This window comes from Pseudomonas sp. W4I3 (genome assembly GCF_030816195.1).
Lineage (GTDB): Bacteria > Pseudomonadota > Gammaproteobacteria > Pseudomonadales > Pseudomonadaceae > Aquipseudomonas.
The window spans coordinates 1,368,055-1,384,324 of record NZ_JAUSXS010000001.1 but is presented as its reverse complement, the minus strand read 5'-3'; the positions used below and the strand labels follow the sequence as shown (position 1 = coordinate 1,384,324).

At 63.9% G+C, this 16,270-nt stretch carries 10 protein-coding genes and 1 pseudogene; 3 read left to right on the top strand and 8 right to left on the bottom strand.

Features of this window, described 5'->3' with window-relative positions:
- Positions 1–88: 88 nt before the first annotated feature.
- Positions 89–559, bottom strand: a complete 471-nt coding sequence (locus QF045_RS06100) for a prepilin peptidase (RefSeq protein WP_306494859.1) — start codon at positions 557–559, stop codon at positions 89–91.
- 75 nt (positions 560–634) lie between these two features.
- Between QF045_RS06100 and QF045_RS06095 the strand changes: the two genes are divergently transcribed.
- On the top strand, positions 635–1,075 hold the full coding sequence (locus QF045_RS06095) for a TadE/TadG family type IV pilus assembly protein (protein ID WP_306491453.1): 441 nt from the start codon (positions 635–637) through the stop codon (positions 1,073–1,075).
- A complete protein-coding gene (locus tag QF045_RS06090) occupies positions 1,072–3,804 on the top strand; it encodes a PAS domain-containing sensor histidine kinase (protein ID WP_306491452.1) in 2,733 nt (910 codons plus the stop codon). Before QF045_RS06095 ends, QF045_RS06090 begins: the two co-directional genes overlap by 4 nt.
- Here the strand turns inward: QF045_RS06090 and QF045_RS06085 are convergent.
- The 6 genes from QF045_RS06085 to pbpC all read right to left on the bottom strand — a co-directional run bounded on the left by QF045_RS06085 (position 3,801) and on the right by pbpC (position 10,665).
- Positions 3,801–5,783, bottom strand: coding sequence for a pilus assembly protein TadG-related protein (locus tag QF045_RS06085; protein ID WP_306491451.1), 1,983 nt, complete (start codon positions 5,781–5,783; stop codon positions 3,801–3,803). The two genes, QF045_RS06090 and QF045_RS06085, sit on opposite strands and share 4 nt — an antisense overlap.
- 98 nt (positions 5,784–5,881) lie before the next feature.
- Entirely contained in the window at positions 5,882–6,439 is a 558-nt protein-coding gene (locus tag QF045_RS06080; protein WP_306491450.1) for a DUF4136 domain-containing protein, read from the bottom strand.
- A 45-nt stretch (positions 6,440–6,484) separates the two neighbouring features.
- Positions 6,485–7,087 (bottom strand): DUF4136 domain-containing protein, encoded by a 603-nt coding sequence (locus QF045_RS06075; protein WP_306491449.1) that lies wholly within the window; start codon positions 7,085–7,087, stop codon positions 6,485–6,487.
- A 24-nt stretch (positions 7,088–7,111) separates the two neighbouring features.
- Entirely contained in the window at positions 7,112–7,861 is a 750-nt protein-coding gene (locus tag QF045_RS06070; RefSeq protein WP_306491448.1) for a methyltransferase, read from the bottom strand.
- Complete coding sequence (locus QF045_RS06065) at positions 7,854–8,162, bottom strand: MazG-like family protein (RefSeq protein WP_058423592.1); 309 nt, start codon at positions 8,160–8,162, stop codon at positions 7,854–7,856. Before QF045_RS06065 ends, QF045_RS06070 begins: the two co-directional genes overlap by 8 nt.
- 172 nt (positions 8,163–8,334) lie before the next feature.
- Entirely contained in the window at positions 8,335–10,665 is a 2,331-nt protein-coding gene (pbpC, locus tag QF045_RS06060; protein ID WP_306491447.1) for a peptidoglycan glycosyltransferase PbpC, read from the bottom strand.
- A 90-nt stretch (positions 10,666–10,755) separates the two neighbouring features.
- On the opposite strand from pbpC, the gene QF045_RS06055 reads away from it, so the two are divergent.
- A complete protein-coding gene (locus QF045_RS06055) occupies positions 10,756–11,049 on the top strand; it encodes a hypothetical protein (protein WP_124384936.1) in 294 nt (97 codons plus the stop codon).
- Between the two features lie 121 nt (positions 11,050–11,170).
- Here the strand turns inward: QF045_RS06055 and QF045_RS06050 are convergent.
- Positions 11,171–16,070: pseudogene (locus tag QF045_RS06050) on the bottom strand (alpha-2-macroglobulin).
- Positions 16,071–16,270: the final 200 nt, after the last annotated feature.

Sequence of the window (16,270 nt, the reverse complement as noted above, 5' to 3'; positions counted from 1 at the left end):
TCCTTGACCACGAATATTCCTACACGACGCTTCATTAAACGTAGACGTACTTTCCGACTATGTACATAGCGTTAATGCCTTGCGACGTTTAATGGATCCAAAACCAGACAAGCGTAAATCCCACCAACAAGAACGGGGCAAATGGCAGCTTCTTTGACGGTTCAGGCGCCAGGTGTCGCAGGCAATCTCTAAGCCTTTGAGCCATAAGCGGCCAGAGACGTGGCGCGAGCAAAAGCCAGAGCCCACTCGCCACCGCAGCGGCGATAAACGCCCCCAGCAAATAGTCGGCATCCGACACCAGTGCCAAGGCCGCAAGCAATTTCACATCCCCGGCGCCGAGACGGCCCACGGCGTAACCCGGCAAGGTCAGCAGCAGCGCCAGCATGAAGGCCCACAGGCCCTGGCCGATGGAGGCGCCGAGCCACGTACTGCCGGTCCAGAACAGGTAGACCGCCGCCAACAGTGCAACGCCCAGGGTCAGGCGATTGGCGAGCAATCGCTGCCGCGTGTCCTGCACCGCACATAGGCCCAGCCACAACAGCACCACCGCACCCTGGATCACGTAAAAAACATCCCTTTTCGCCGATTGATTCTATGCTGATATCAAGTAGTAGCCGTCAGGGTAGACGCGGTGATGAAAACTAGCCTCCCCAACACGCAGAAAGGCACGGCCGCGATTGAGTTCGTCGCCGTGTTCGTGATGTTCTTCGCCGTGTTCTACGGCCTGGTCAGCTATAGCCTGCCGCTGCTGTTGATGCAGTCGTTCACCCAGGCCACCGCCGAAGCCGTGCGCCTGAGCGTTGGGCTCGACCCGGCCATGCCGGGCTACAGCACTGCGGTGCAAACCACCGCCAAAAGCGCGATTTCCAACCGCCTGCGGTGGATCCCCAACGCCTACAACTTCAATGCGGCGACCCAGGTCAGCACCAGCTTCGTAGATGGCTTGTTGTCGGTGCAGATCAACTATCCCTCCGCCAATCTGCACGCCGTGATGCCGTTTATCGTGCTGCCCGGCATTGGCAGCGTGCCGCAGTTGCCGGCGACGCTGCAGGCCCAGTCGAGCTTGCAGTTTTGACCTCGGGCGACAAACTGTTCGGGCGCTTGCTCGGCCGTGGCAGCGCGTTGGTCACCGCGCCCGCTGCGCCACCTTCGGCCGGGTTGCAGGTACAGCTGGATGCGCAAGGTCAGGTGCTCGACATCAGCGGCACATTGCGTTCACACCTGGCGCTCCCTGCCGAGGCGTCGCCGCTGCGAGCCTTGTTGTCGGCCCACAGCGCCCTGGCGGTGGAAGGGGTGCCCGCCGACTGGCAGCGCCACAGCCTGGACCTGGATTTCCAGGGCATCGGCGGGCAACTCCTGCATACCCGCGGCACCCTCGAACCTTACGAGCAGGGTTGGCGCCTGCTGGCGGTGGACATCGGCGACTTGCTTCAGGGCCGAAGACTGGCCGAACAGCGCGAACAGAATCAGCAATTGGCCAGCCAGGTCAGCGAACAACTGCGCGTGTGCAGCCTCAACCGACTGCCCGATGTGTTCAACGAACAGTTGTGCAGCGTGGCGCAGCGCTGGCACATCCCCTGTGTCGCCCTGGCGCTGCTTGATCAGGAGGATCAGGGTTGGGTGGTCTACAGCCAATATGCCCAGCATGACGCGCCCTTGTTCTGGCACCCCGGCCAGCGCCTCGGCACCTGCCTGGACAGCCTCAACGGCACCACCCCGTTGAGCCTGCAAGCGCCTTACGGTCGCGGCGAACACCCGCGCCTGCACAGTGTGTTTGGCAATGCCGAGGGTTTCCTGGTGCCGTATCGCGATGGACAGGGCGTCGCCGCGTGGCTGCTGTGCGGGGCCTACAGCGGTGAACCCGACACCCGCGAACGTGACTGGCTGAACCTCGCCGCCGCCCTCGCCGCCCCGCTGCTCAGTCGCCTGCGCGAACACCGCCATCACTTGCAACTGGAACGCCAGGAAGCCCTGCAGGGCTTGCTCGGCACCGGCTGGTGGGAGTTGCTGCCCGCCAGCGGCGAGATCCAGCTCGCACCGCAATTGATGCGCAACCTGGACCCCGAAGAAGGTCCGACCCGACAAGCCCTGGACACCTGGCTGAACCTCATCCACCCCGCTGACCGCCAGGAATTGCACAGCCGCCTGCTCGACCTGCAAACCCTCGGCAAACCCTTGCTGGCCAGCGTGCGCCTGAACCGTGGCGATAGCGACCAGCCGCCCACCTGGTACCGCGTGCAGGGCCAGGTGCTGGGCGTGGGTGAGCAGCGCCGCTGGATCGGTTTCATGCTCGATATCAGCGACATCAAGAACCAGCAACTGCAAGCCGACGCGGCCCATGCCCGTCTGGACAACCTGATCGCCAGCTCGCCGGCGGTGATCTACGTGCAGCGCTATGAGAACGGCGCCCTGCAACCGGTGTTTTTCAGCGACAGCCTGCTGCCGTTGCTGGGCCGCACGCTTGCCGAATGCAGCCACGACAGCCTGGTGCAATGGGTCCACCCGCAAGACCGTGACCTGTACTTCCAGCGCACGCGCCAACTCTTGCGTGAAGGCAGCGTGCGCAGCCGTTATCGGGTGCAGGATAAACAGGGCGATTACCACTGGCTGCTCGACGAGGCCAAGTTGCTGCGCGACGACCTCGGCCTGCCGGTGGAGGCGGTCGGGCTGTGGCTGGACGTCACCGACGCCACCCTGGCCGCACAGCAGGTCAAGGACAGCGAGGAGCGCTATCGCATCCTCGTGGAAGACTCACCGGCAATGATCTGCCGCTACCGTCCGGACCTGACCCTGACCTTCGGCAACACGCCCCTGGCCAATTACCTGGAATGCCTGCCCGACCAGTTGCCCGGGATTAACCTGGGCCACTGGCTGTCGGCCGAGCAACGCGCAGCCTTTGTGCTGCGCATTGAGCAACTGACCGCGGAGTTTCCCGTGAGCACGGCGGAAATCAGCCTGCAACTGCCGGGGCGCGAGCATGCCTGGTGGGTGTGGTCGGACCGTGGCGTGTTCGATGAACAGGGCAACTTGCTCGAAGTGCAGGCCGTGGGCCGCGACAACACCGAAGTGCGGCGCTCCCAGCAACAGCTGACGCAAAGCGCGAAAATGGCCACCCTCGGCGAAATGGCCACCGGCCTGGCCCATGAGATCAACCAGCCGCTGAACGTGATGCGCATGGCCATCGTCAACGTACTCAAGCGCCTGGGCAATGGCGACGCGCAGATCGACTACCTGACCGAGAAACTCCAGCGCATCGACGCCCAGGTACAACGCGCGGCGCGGGTGGTGGACCACATGCGCGTGTTCGGCCGCCGTTCGGAAGTCGAGCAGCAGCCCTTCGACCCGGCGCAGGCGGTGGAAGGCACCCTGTCACTGCTCAGCGAAGGCATGCGCGGCAAGGGCGTGGAAATAAAGCTGACCCAAGCGGATATCCCGGTGCGGGTCACCGGCTACGTCGACCAGTTGGAGCAAGTGCTGATCAACCTGATGGTCAACGCCCGCGATGCGCTGTTGAACCTTAAGGAAAAGCACCCGGAACTGCGCCCGTGGATTGCCCTGCATACCGAACACGACAGCCGCCACGTACGCATCTGGGTCGAGGATAACGGCGGCGGGATTGACCCGCGTCTGCTGGAACGCATCTTCGAACCGTTCTTCACCACCAAGCCGATTGGCGTGGGCACCGGGCTGGGCCTGTCGGTGAGCTACGGCATCGTCGAGAACATGGGCGGACGCCTCAGCGTCAGCAACGGTGAGCACGGCGCGCGGTTTTGCGTGGAACTGCCCAGGGCCACCGACGTTTAAATCACCAGGTAGGCCTCGCCGGTCTGGCCGCAGCTCAGGTTGGCGCCCACGGTCACGTTTGCCAGGCTGACGCCCAGGCTGTTCAACAGGTTGTTGAGGATGGGGTTGAGTAATGGACTCAGGGCATTATTCAACACGGGCGTTACCAAGGCGTTGACGCCGCTGAGCAACGCCACCGTGTTTGCGATCAGACTGCCCACTGGGTTGTTGCCCACCGGTTGATAGGCGGTAATGCTCACACCCGTGAGCGCGGTGGAAAGCCCACTCACCAGATTACTGGCCGGCACCGCCGCCTGATAAGCGGGCGCCAGCCCCACATTGGGCGGCGTGGCGAAGGGCGTGGTGCTGGAAAACACCAGGTTCTGCTCACTGTTGCTTCCCACAACCGGGCTTTGCACGTTGATCGCTATGCCGCCGCCGGCAAACGCTACGCGAGGGTCACAACTGCCGATACCGAGGATCTTGTGGCAGGTCTTGACGCCGATATCGACCAGCGGCAACGGCGCCACGCTCATTGGCAGAGTGGAGGAAAACGCGTTGCTGATATTGCCGACATTCAGCGACGCAATTGAGTTGACGGTATGGGCGGTCAGGCTCTTGGTGCCCGCGCTGCCCGTCGGGCAGGTGTAGCCGGTGACATACGTGCTGGCGCCGCCGGCATCCAGCACGATCTTGAGCGGCACGTTACCCGGCACCGGAATAATGTCCAGCTGTTGGCAACCGGCCCCCAGCAGGCAGAACGCCGAGTTGATCGTAGTGACGAGGTTCAAACTCAGCAGGCCATTGAGCACCGGGGTCAGCGGCCCAATCAGGTCGTTCACCGCCATGGTCAAGCCGGACACACTGCTCAGCAGCGGCAAGCTCACTGTTACTTGAGTGCGCAACTGGGCGGTGCGCACATAAATTTTATTCGGGCCCAAGGGGTTGGCCGCCGCGAGTATCGGATTGCCGATGGCAGACAGTTGCGGCGGCTCGATCACTTTGATCTGCGTGGTGATATTGGCCAGCCCCAACACGCTGACAGGCAAGGCCACCGCCGCCGCGCTCTGGCTACCGGAAAGCTGCACCACGCCCTGGACCAGTTGGAAGACCTGCAGATTGGCATTCAGCGCAGCGGCGGTGGTGCCCGTTTGCACTTGCAGGATCTTGCCCAGGGTCAGCGGCACCGGGTTGGTTGCACCCGCTTTGATAATGCCCAGGGCGGTCACGGCATCCACCGTCAACGCGTTGCTGCCCAGCACCGTAATCGCTGCCTGAAGCAACTGCGAAGCGGTCGCCGTGGTGTTGAGCAGTTGGGTGTAGTCACCGGCGGTCACGTGCAGGTCGAGGGCCAACTGGTCGAGGTAATTGAGCATATTGATGTTGCTGTTGAGCAAGCCATTCCAGCCGAGCACCGACACATTCACCGCGCCGCCGAGCAGCCCGCTGAAAATCGCGTTCAGCGCCCCGGCGCTGGCGCTATCGACGCTGACCAGGGTGCTCCTGATGCTCAACTGGGCCCTCGGTGGCGTGGGTTTGGCTGCCACAGCCATGGCGGTCAATTGGGTATTGAGACTGACCGGGTTTCCGGAAAACAGCGACCAGACGCCGCCGGCCACGCTGGTGGTGACGGTTTTGCCGACCACCACCTCGATCGCTGACGACACGGCGGGGTTGGCTGTGAACAGGCGCTGGCCGGACGCACCGGTGGTGACCGCACCGCAGCGGATGGCCAGGGTATTACCGCTGCCCACGACGAACTGGTTACGCGCCACGCTTTGCGCCGCAAACGACGCCGCGCTCAAGCCGGCCGCGCAGGTGCCGCCGCGGCTGACCGCTTCCAGCGCGGCCGTGTCCGCCACCCCCTGCAGCCTGCGCTTTTCCAGGTAAAGCCGGCCGCTGTCGACTGCCAGCAAGGTAAACGCCAACACCAACGCCAACACACCGGCCGCCATCAAGCCGACAGCGCCGCGTTGCTTGCCATGAAGGTGGGGAGACATCGAGCACTCCTGTGCCGGCGAGTCGCCGAGCGCTTACTCTCCTGAGGGTATCGATGAGTGTAGACGCGCCGCCTGGGCAGCGCTTCTACAGAGCATGATCAGTGCGGCGGATAGTTCGAAAGGATTTTGCCTACGGTGCTGCGAATGGCGTTGCTGCGATCCTGAGGGTTGGGCGAGCTGGCCATGATCTGCTCGTCACTGCCGCGCCACACCAGCTTGCCGTCCTTGCCGTCGAGCAGGTCGATCTGGAGGGTCGCGACCTTGTAGGTGATGTTGCGCGTTTCGTTGTACATCGGCGCGCCCCAATAGCCATTCCACGGCCCGCCCCAGGCGCCACCGTAGTTGGTGGAGACTTGCTGCTGGCGGTCTTCGACGATCAGGTAGGCCTGCACCGTCAGGTCAGGCCGGGTGCCGGGCGCGGCGGGACGCAGGCCGCGCTGGTCAAGCTGCTCGCCCACGGCCTGGCGAATGCGTTGCTCGGTGAGGTCGCTCTTGATGCGTGGGTCATCCGGGCGGTATTGCAGCGCCGGGTCTTTCCAGGCCCAGTTACGGTAGGCGCCAAAGTCGCGGCTGGCGTCAAAATCGTGGTTGACCTGGTTGCTCTGGCAACCGCCCAGCAGCAGCACAAACGCAAGCGTAGCGATACGACAAAACATGGTGGCTCTCCAACGATGGGTCCAGGCTTTAGATGAGAATAGCGGTTAACTCGGCGGGTAGGCCGTCATTGCCTTCTGTACAGCCTGGCGAAGCGCATCCGCACGTTCACTGAGGCTGCCCTGGCTGCCCGTTTCCGCACTGGCGCTCCACACCGGCTGGCCGCTGCGGGCATCGAACAGATTGACCCGCACCACCACAACCTGCACTTCATAGGTACGCACCACCGGCACCGAGTTGTACATGCCGTAGCCATTGCCATAGCGGTTGTAGCCGCCATAACCGTAGCCATAGTCATCCCGGACTTGCCGCAGACGCTTTTCCAGGCGCACATCGGCGCTGACCAGCAGGTCGGGCGCACGATTGTCATGCAGGGGCCGCAGGCCGCGCTGGTCCAGTGCGCCACTGACCGCTTCGGCCACCTGGGCCGAGTCCGCCCAGGCGGTGCCGGCCGGCAATTGGCCGTTGCGCCAGGCCCAGTTGCGGTAAGCGCCGTAGTCGCGCACCGGTGCCGGGTAAGCACTGGCGTCAAACGTATGCGCAGCTTGGGCCGGCGCCGGCGGCATCGGCGCCGAAGCGGCCACATAAGGGTTGGGGCTGGAGCAAGCCCCCAGCCCGAGGGACAACAGGATCAAACAGAGACGACGCATTTCGACCTCCGCAGACTGGGCCGCTTAAACCGGGCGGCAGATCCAGTGTAAATAACGCCCAAGCCCGGCAAAGCTTGGGTGACGACGGTGAGCGAGCTCCATCTCCAACAGATCCTGCAGGTCGGCGCGCGCCTGGAATTCCACCGGCATATAGTCGTGGAACACGCGCACGCCACTTTGGCTTTCGACCTGCCAGAGCCCGTCGAGTTGCGCTGCCAATTCCCGAGGGTCCAGCGGCTGTTGCGGCGTGAGGCTCTGCTTTTCGCCGGCCATGTCGTTCTTGCGCATCTTGCGAAAGTGGCCCTTGAGCAGGTTGCGGTAAATCAGCGCATCGCGGTTGTAGAACGCCAGGGACAGCCAGCCGCCGGGCAGCGTCAACTGGTGCAGCACCGGCAGGATCGCATGGGGTTCGGCCAGCCATTCCAGCACGGCATGGCACAGCACCAGGTCGTAGGGTTCGGTGAGCTGGCCAAGCAAGTCTTGCCACGGCGCATGGATGAACGTGGCGCTCTGCCCGGCTTCGGCAAAACGCTGGCGTGCGCCTTCGAGCATGGGCTCGGCGGGCTCGGCCAGGGTCACCTGATGGCCGCGCTCAGCCAGCCACAACGACATATGCCCCAGCCCCGCGCCGATATCCAGCACCCGCAACGGTCGGTCCGGCAAGGCTTCGGTGAGGTCGGCCTGCAACACCGCCAGGCGAATCGCGCCCTTGGCGCCGCCGTAGATCTTTTCGGCGAAGCGCGTGGCCAACTGGTCGAAATGCCGGTCACTCATGGGCAAACCGCCGTTCGCTGTCGGCCAGTTTGGCGCGCACCACTTCGTTCATGTCCAGGCCCAGCTCGCTGCACAGCAACAGCAGGTACAGCACGATATCGCCGACTTCCTGGCCGGCGTGCGCCAGCTTATCGGCCGGCAACTGGCGTGACTGGTCTTCGGTCAGCCATTGGAAGATCTCCACCAGTTCGGCCATTTCCACGCTGGCGGCCATGGCCAGGTTTTTCGGGCTGTGGAACGGCTTCCAGTCGTTGGTATCGCGGATGCGGTGCAGGCGTTCGGTGAGGTGTTCGAGGTTCATTGGGGGCTCCTGAATGGGTATAGCTTCAGGGGGATGGGGATTGAAGGCAAGTGAATAGCGGTGGCGGGTTTGAGGACGCCATCGGGGGCAAGTCGAATCGTCGCACCGCCCCTCCCACATTTGATTTGTGAACACAATCCACTGTGGGAGGGGGCTTGCCCCCGATGAGGCCCTAGTCAACAACGCTAAACTCAAGCCTGGCCGTCTGCCCAGCCTCATCCAGCACACTCAGTTGATAACGCCCCAATCGCTCGAAACTGGCATTGATGAAATCCTGATTGCCACTGTCACCCAGCGGCGCCCCATTGAGGAACCACCAGCGCCGCCCGCTGCCGCCCAGGGCGGAAAGTTTCAGGCGCAGGGCTTGTTGGCTGGCGGCGGGCAAGCGCAACTGGTCGCCTTCGCGCACGCCAACGATAGACAGCGGCGATGACGCCGCCAGTGCCGGTGGCGGGCACTCCGGGTCGGCTGCCGGGAGGCGCGCTTCACGGCGTTCCACCCTTGGCAGCCACGGCTCCAGCGGCGCCGGCCACAGCGCAATATTTCTCGGTTCGGCGCCAGGGCAATGCGCATCGACCCGCAATCCCTTGGCGTTGACCCAGATGCTTTCCATCAAGCCCACGCTCAACGGTTGGTCCAACGCCTGCAAGGTCGGCGGCGTGGTGTTGTCCAGGGTCCAGGCAAAGCGCTGGCGCCGACAGTTGGGGTCGCTGCGGTTCATCGGCTGGCCCAATGGCCAACAGATCGCCGCCACGCCCACATTGGCCGGCACCGACTTGACGGCTGCGCTGATGCCGCGTTGGCTGTCGCGGTTGGTCAGCACGTCATGCACCTGCAACATCAACGGTGCCGCCGAGGCCAGGCCGAACTGCCCCGGCACTGGCGTGCCGTCCGGTCGACCGATCCACACACCAATCAGGTAACGCGGGCCCACGCCAATCGCCCAGGCATCGCGAAAGCCATAGCTGGTGCCGGTCTTCCAGGCCAGCGTCGGGCGTTGCACCAGTTCGGCCCGCGGGTCGCGGTCGGGGCGCGCCTGGCCGCTGAGGATACGTCGCACGATCCAAGCGGCCCCCGGCGACAATAACGGCCGCTCTCTCAGCACGTCATCCGGCTGCAAACGCAGGGTGGCGCTCTTGCCGTCGCGGGCGAACGCACTGTAGCCGCTCACCAGGTCCTCCAAGCGGCTGCCCGCACCGCCCAGGATCAACGCCAGGTTCGGTTCGGCCAACGCCGGCAACGCCAGCGGCATCCCGCCGATGCGCATTTGGGCGGCAAAGCGTTTCGGCCCGTAGGCTTCCAGCAATTGCACCGCCGGCAGGTTCAACGAGCTGGAGAGTGCCGTGCTCGCCGGCACCGCCCCGGTAAAGCCCATGGAAAAATTGCCCGGCCGGTAATCGCCATAGCGGCGCGGCACGTCCTGCAGCAGGGATTCGGAATGAATCAAGCCATCGTCCAAGGCCATGCCATACAAAAACGGTTTCAAAGTGGACCCGGGCGAACGCAGCGCGCTGATCATGTCCACATGCCCGTAACGCTTGGCATCATTGATATCGACCGAGCCGAGGTAGGCGCGCACGGCCATGGTTTCTTCCTCGACTACCAGAATGGCGGCGGAGGTGTGCTCGGGCAACCGTGCGCGCCACCCTAGCAGCAGATCTTCGAGACGGCGCTGCAACGTGGCATCCACCGTGGTGCGGATCAAAGGCGGGCTGTCAGGACGGTTCAAGCGGCGCGCCAGCAACGGTGCCAGGCTCGGCTCCAGGCGCGGCGCGAGCAGCAGCGGCTCTTCCAACGCCTCATCCACCGCCGCCTGAGGCCAAACCTGGAACTCGGCGAGACGGCGCAGCACCTTGTCCCGGGCCTGCTGGGCGCGCTGCGGGTGACGGTCCGGGCGCAAGCGGCTCGGCGCCTGGGGCAACACCGCGAGCAGCGCCGCTTCGGCATGGGTCAATTGCGCCGGGGATTTGCCCAAGTACGCCCAACTGGCCGCCGCCACGCCCTGCAACGTACCGCCGAACGGCGCGCGGTTCAGGTACAGGTTGAGAATCTGCTCCTTGGACAGGTGCCACTCCAACTGCGCGGTACGCCACAGTTGACGCAACTTGCCGAGGAAGGTGCGCGAATGCGGGTCGAGCAAACGGGCCACTTGCATCGACAAGGTACTGCCGCCCGACACCACCCGCGCACCGGTGAGGTTCTGCCACGCAGCGCGCGCCAGAGCCAGCGGGTTGACGCCGGGGTGGCGGTAGAACCAGCGGTCCTCATAGGTCAGCAGCGCGTCCAGGTAATACGGTGATACTTCGCTGGTTTGCACCGGGTAGCGCCATACGCCGTTGGCATCGGCAAAACGCCATAACGGCGTGCCGTCCTCGGCCAACACCACCCGGGCCAGGTCGTCCTGGGGCAACGGCAAGGGCCAGATGCGGTCGGCCAGCCATAGCAGGGCAATGACCAACAACAGGCTCAGCAGTGTCCAGCGGGCAACAAAACGCAAATTCAACCGGGCAAACCTCTATGCTTGTAGGGAACTCGCCTGTCGCAACAACGACCAAAGGCACAGTTACGCCCACCTTCTTATCAGGACACGCACATGCAGGTAGAAAGCTTTTTCGAGTGGTTGGGCCAGGCGCTCGGCTCCGTCATCCGCTTTATCGTCGACGGTCTGAGCGGCTTGTTCGGAGCCCTGACCCATGCCGGCGGCAACTTTATCGATGGCTTGTCGCGCACCCTGGGCATGGACACCTCGATCATCAGCATCATCACCTTGATCGTCGGGCTGATGCTGCTGTATTCGGCCGTGCGTGCGTTCATGCGGGCGTCGATCATCATGGGAATTATCTGGTTGCTCCTGGGATTGTGGCTGCTCAGTTGGGTTGTGCACTAGGCCCAAGAATGTCCCCAATCCCATGTGGGAGGGGGCTTGCTCCCGATAGCAGTGTGTCAGTCAATGCATCCGGCAACTGACCCACCGCCATCGGGGGCAAGCCCCCTCCCACATTGGTTTTTCAGCGACCCTTGATCACCATGTCTGCCGGGGTTTCGCCCACCGCCTGCCAGTTCGGCCGGTACATCGACTCCACCTGCGGCGGCGGCACACGGTAGGTGCCCGGCGTCACGGCCCGCGCCAGATACAGCAAGTGCGTGGTGCCGCCATAGCCGTCCAGGTTCATCGCCGCCACGTAGCGGTCATCACGAAACTCCTGATGCTTGAGCGACGCGTTCTGCATCGACTCGCGCCATTCCTTCACCTGGCTGCTGGCGTTCTCCAGACTGGCCGCGCTTTGCGCCAGGTTCTGGTTTTCCAGTTCCAGGCCGGCGGGCAGCAGGTCCACCACCAGGGCGTCCGGCACCCGTTGCTTGGCGCTGACCGCCAAGTGCACCAACACCAGGTCGCCGCTGTTGAGGCTGTGCAGGTTCAGCGGCTGACCGTTCATGCCCAGGTACTCACGACGGATGCTCAGGTTCTCGCCACCCGCTGCCGGTGGTACTTGTGGGTAACCGGAAATGGTCAGTTGCTGGTACACCGGGGTTTGCCCCTGATTGCTCAGGCTCAAGTCGCTGGACAGCAGCTTGTCATCCAGTTGCAGGGTCGATTGCTGGTTGTTCAGTTCACGCACCGCGCCACTGCCGGTCAGTGACACTTGCCAGCTCGCTTCCGGCTGGGCAAGACCAAGCCGCCCGGCGAGGAACAGCGAATTACGCTCCTGGGTCGACAGGTACGGGCTGGCCGCCAACTGGTCCGCCAGGGTGAACAAACGTTCCTCGCGCTTGCCCTTGGCCAGGTCGTTTTCTTCCAGCAGGGCGAGGATCATCGCCTGGTCGCGCAACGGGCTGCCGTAGTCGGCCAACCATTCCTTGGCGCTGCGCTGTGCCGCCAGGCCTGCGAGCAGCGCCTGGTCCGCCCGCGGCTGGTCGCCCATTTTTTGCAGGGCGATGGCCAGCTGCACCAACGGCAAGCCGGACCGCGCATCGCTGCGCCGCTCGAAGATACTGCGCAAGGCCCCCAGCGGCGCCTGCTGGCTACGCGCCAGGACCATGCCGGCGTAGGCCTGCACGGCGAAGCGGGTGTGCTCGGCGTTGTCGCTGTAGTCGACTTCGATCAGGTTGCGCTCCTGCACATAACGCAGCAGACGCTCACTGGCTTTTTTCAATGCCTCGGCCGGTACGGCAAAGCCCTGGTCACGGGCGCGCAGCAGGAAGTCGGTGACATAGGCGGTCAGCCAATATTCTTCTTCGCCATCGGCGCCCCACAAGCCGAAGCTGCCGTTGTAGCGCTGCATGCCCAGCAGACGTTCGATACCCAATTCGATCTTGCGCTTACGCTCGGCATCCGGCTCGCCCTTGATGCTCAGGCGTTTAAGCAACGCGTCGTCGGCATACAGCGAGGGGTACAGGCCGCTGGTGGTCTGCTCCAGGCAGCCATAGGGGTAAGCCTTGAGCGCACTGATTTGCGCGCCGAGGTTCAACGGCGGCCGGCTGGACAGGCTCAACAGCGCCTCGCGTCCCGAGCTGTCGAACTGATCCAGCGTGCCCGCAGGCAAGCTCCACGGCTGATCCTTGAGCACGGCGCGGTAGTGCTTGAGCAGCGCCGGGTACGCAGGGCGCACGCCCAGGGTCCATTCACGGCTGAACGGCGGCAGGTTTTCACCGGGCAGGTCCAGGCCGTTGACGGTCACCCTGACTTTGCCCTGCCCCAGGCCGCCCCAGGCTTTGACCGGGATACGCAAGGTGGTGCGCTGGCCTTGTTTCAGTTCTACGGTCTGCGCGCCATTGGCGGCCAGTTCAAGTTGCCCTTCGGCAGCCAGTTGCACGTCGAGTTTCTGCGCCTTGCCCGACAAGTTGGACAGGTCCAGCGCAAGGGTGGTCTGGTCACCTCCGGCCAGGAAGCGCGGTGCCGACAGCTCGGCAATCAGCGGTGCGGCGATGACCGTCTTGGCTTCGGCCATGCCATAGCGATCATCGCTCCAGGCCTGGGCCATCAGGCGCAGCTCACCGTTGAAGTCCGGAATATTGACGCTGACTTCGCCCTCGCCCTTTTCGTTGAGAGTGACCGGTGCGCTTTGCAGGGCGACGATGGTCACGCTGGTGTCCGGACGCTTGCCGCCCTTGGCCAGCGCCGCATCGCCACCGAACGCCAGGCTGGCCAGGCGGCCTTGCCCGGCTTCGATCAACTGGCCGTAGATGTCGAACTGGTCGACGCCATAGCCCTTGCGGCCGAACAAGCTGGAGTACGGGTCCGGCGTCGGGTATTCGGTGATATTGAGAATCCCCACGTCGACCGCAGCCACCAGCACATGCACTTGCTTGGGCACACTGCCGTCGGCATTTTTCGCCGCGATTTTCACCGTGAGCGGCTGTTTGGGGCGCATTTTTTCCGGCGCGGTCAGCGTAAGGCCAAGCTTGCGCTGGGTCCGATCCAACGGCAGGTGCAGCAGGCCCACCGCACGTTTGGGGGTGATATTGGCTTTGCGCTCGCCAGGACGGATCACCAGTGCGCTCACGTACAGGTCATGCCGCGACCATTTCGGGTCAAGCTTCACCGCAAAGCTCTTGCCCTCGGCCGGCACGTCGATTTCCTGCCACCACAGCGGCCCCTCGGCGGACTCCACCAGCAGGTAGCCCTTGCCGGCAGCCGGCGGTGTGACCGTGACGTTGGCGGTATCGCCATCGCCATAGGCGGGTTTGTCCAGCGCCAGCTTGACCTGATCGGGGCGCACGGCGCCGCCTTCGGTGTTGTCCTGGGCCTGATAGCCGGCCCAGAAGCGCAGGCTGCTGATAAGGCCGGTTTGCGGGTCTTCGACCTCGACGCGGTAAGGGCCCCACTCCACCTGAAAGCTGACCTTGGCTGTGTCGCCGGCCTTGATGTTCAGGGTCTGTTCGTCGAGGTTGAGGAATTTTTCGTTGTAGTGATAGCTCCAGCCGTCACTGTCGGAGTAGTTCCAGTAGTAGTCACGGCGCTCGCGCACCAGACGCACCTTGAGGTTCTGCGCGGCGAGTTTCTGCCCGTCCTGGTTGGCGACCAGCACTTCGAATTCCGCCGGGCCGTCGCCGTTGGTTTCAGTGCCGTCAAACAGTCCGCGCAGGCCTGGCAGTTGCTCGGCCGGCCAGATCGGCTGCACCAGGCGCCGGGTGATCGGCCGCCCGCCCGACTCTTGCAGGCTGGCCTGCACGATCAGTTGCAGCGGCGACCGGGCCTCGGCCCACTTGCTTTCCAGGGTCAGTTCTTCCTGGCCCTTGGCGTCGAGCGTGCTTTCGTCCAGTTCGAAATCCTGGCTCAGCTCTTCTTCGGTAACCGAGCCGAACTGGTAGCCCGGCAGGGCCTTGACCGCCTCGCGCAGCGGGCGCACATAAACCTGCCCGCTGACCCGATTGCCGGAGGCCGGCGCGCCGTACAGATAACGGCCATTGACCTGGATCACCGGATTGTCCGCCGGGCTCAACGCGGTGTCGCTGCCCTTGAGCTCCAGCGCCAGGCGCTCCGGCAAGAAGTCTTCGACGAGGAACTCATACAGCTGCGGCTTGCCGTCGCCCAGGTCGAATACCAGCTGCCAACGCCCGGTCGGCGCTTCGCCGGCCAGTTGCAGCGAATATTGATAGAGGCCGGAGGCATCGGCGTCCCACACGAATTTGCGGCTGACCTGTTCATCGGGGCGGCGCACTTCGACGCTCACCGGTTGCGGCTTGACGGTGTTGCCGTCCTTGTCGCGCAACAGGGCGTTGAGCAGCACGGTTTCACCAGGGCGATACAAGTCGCGCGGGCCGAACACAAAGAATTGCAGCGGATGGGACGGCTGGCCACCAATGTCGAACTCGGCCAGGTCCAGCGCGGCACTGTCCAGACGCAACAGGCTGGTCTGTTCACCTTGCTTGGCCAGCAGCACTTGGGCTTTTTTCGGCAACGGCAGCTCGGCGTGGCCACCGTCTTCGGTCTTGCCCTGACCGAGCACGCGGCCTTCGGCATCGAGAATTTCCAGCTCGACGCCATTCAACGCCTTGCCACCCTCCAGGGCCTGAGTAAAGACATCCAGGCGATTGGCGTAGCGGTGCACCGACAGGCCGATGTCACTCAAGGTGAACAAGGTGGCCGGTTGCGAGTAGTTATAGGTGCCCGAGGCACGCATCACGGCCAGATATACGCCGGGTTGCTGCAGTTGCTTGAGGCCGGCGATCGGCAGCAACAGGGTTTCGCGGGTGTTTGCGCGCCGGGTTCAAGTCAAAACGCCCGCCGTAGACCAGGTCGGCCATCGGCAGCAATTCGCGAGACTCGTAACTTTGCAGGCTGGTATTGCGCCCCCACTGCGCCAGGAACGACGGCAGGGACTCGGCCTTGATACGGAAGAATTCCACGTCGATCTTGTCCACGTTCAGCGCGATCACCGGCAAGCCTTCGGCCAGGCGCGTGGGCAGCAACGTGCCGCGACTGGCGAAGCCGACGGTGGCTTGCAGGTCTCGGGTTTCCAGGCGGGCGGTGTACTCGGCGGGCAGCAGGGCGTTATTCACCGCCTTGACGCCGGGATCTACTGTGAGCACCAACTTGCGCTGGGGCTCCAGGTGACGCAGGCGCAACTCCATCAGGTTGTCCGAGAGCTCCCAGGCGCCATCGACCTTGCCTGACTTGCTGTCCACCAAATGGACTTTGTCGGCGAACTTCTGATCGGGATCCAGGGGGATGGAGAAACTCACCGACAAGGTGCTGGCCCCGTCCAACTGCACCTCGGACACGTCCACCACACTCAACTCGCGCCCGGCGTAGCGCTGCTTCAACGCCGCCACATCCACCGCCGCCTTCGCCGGCTTGGGTGCCACGCTCGCCGCAGGGGCGGATGGCGCAGACGGTTTATCGGAAGAATCGCAGGCGCTCAGCAGGGCCAGCGCGCAGGCCAGGAACAATCCTTTGTTAAGCATGGGGCACTCGTAGTCAGAGGAAACCGGGGGGTGAACTATATATCAGCGCAAGCCAAGCCGCTGTGGCGCCGATCACATTGACCGACGGAGGGTGAGCGGGCCTGAATCCAAGCCCGATGCCCCAGCCATCGGAGATCGAAATGTGGGAGGGGGCTTGCCCTCCGATAGCAGTCTTCCAGTCAATGCATCCAGCAACTGAC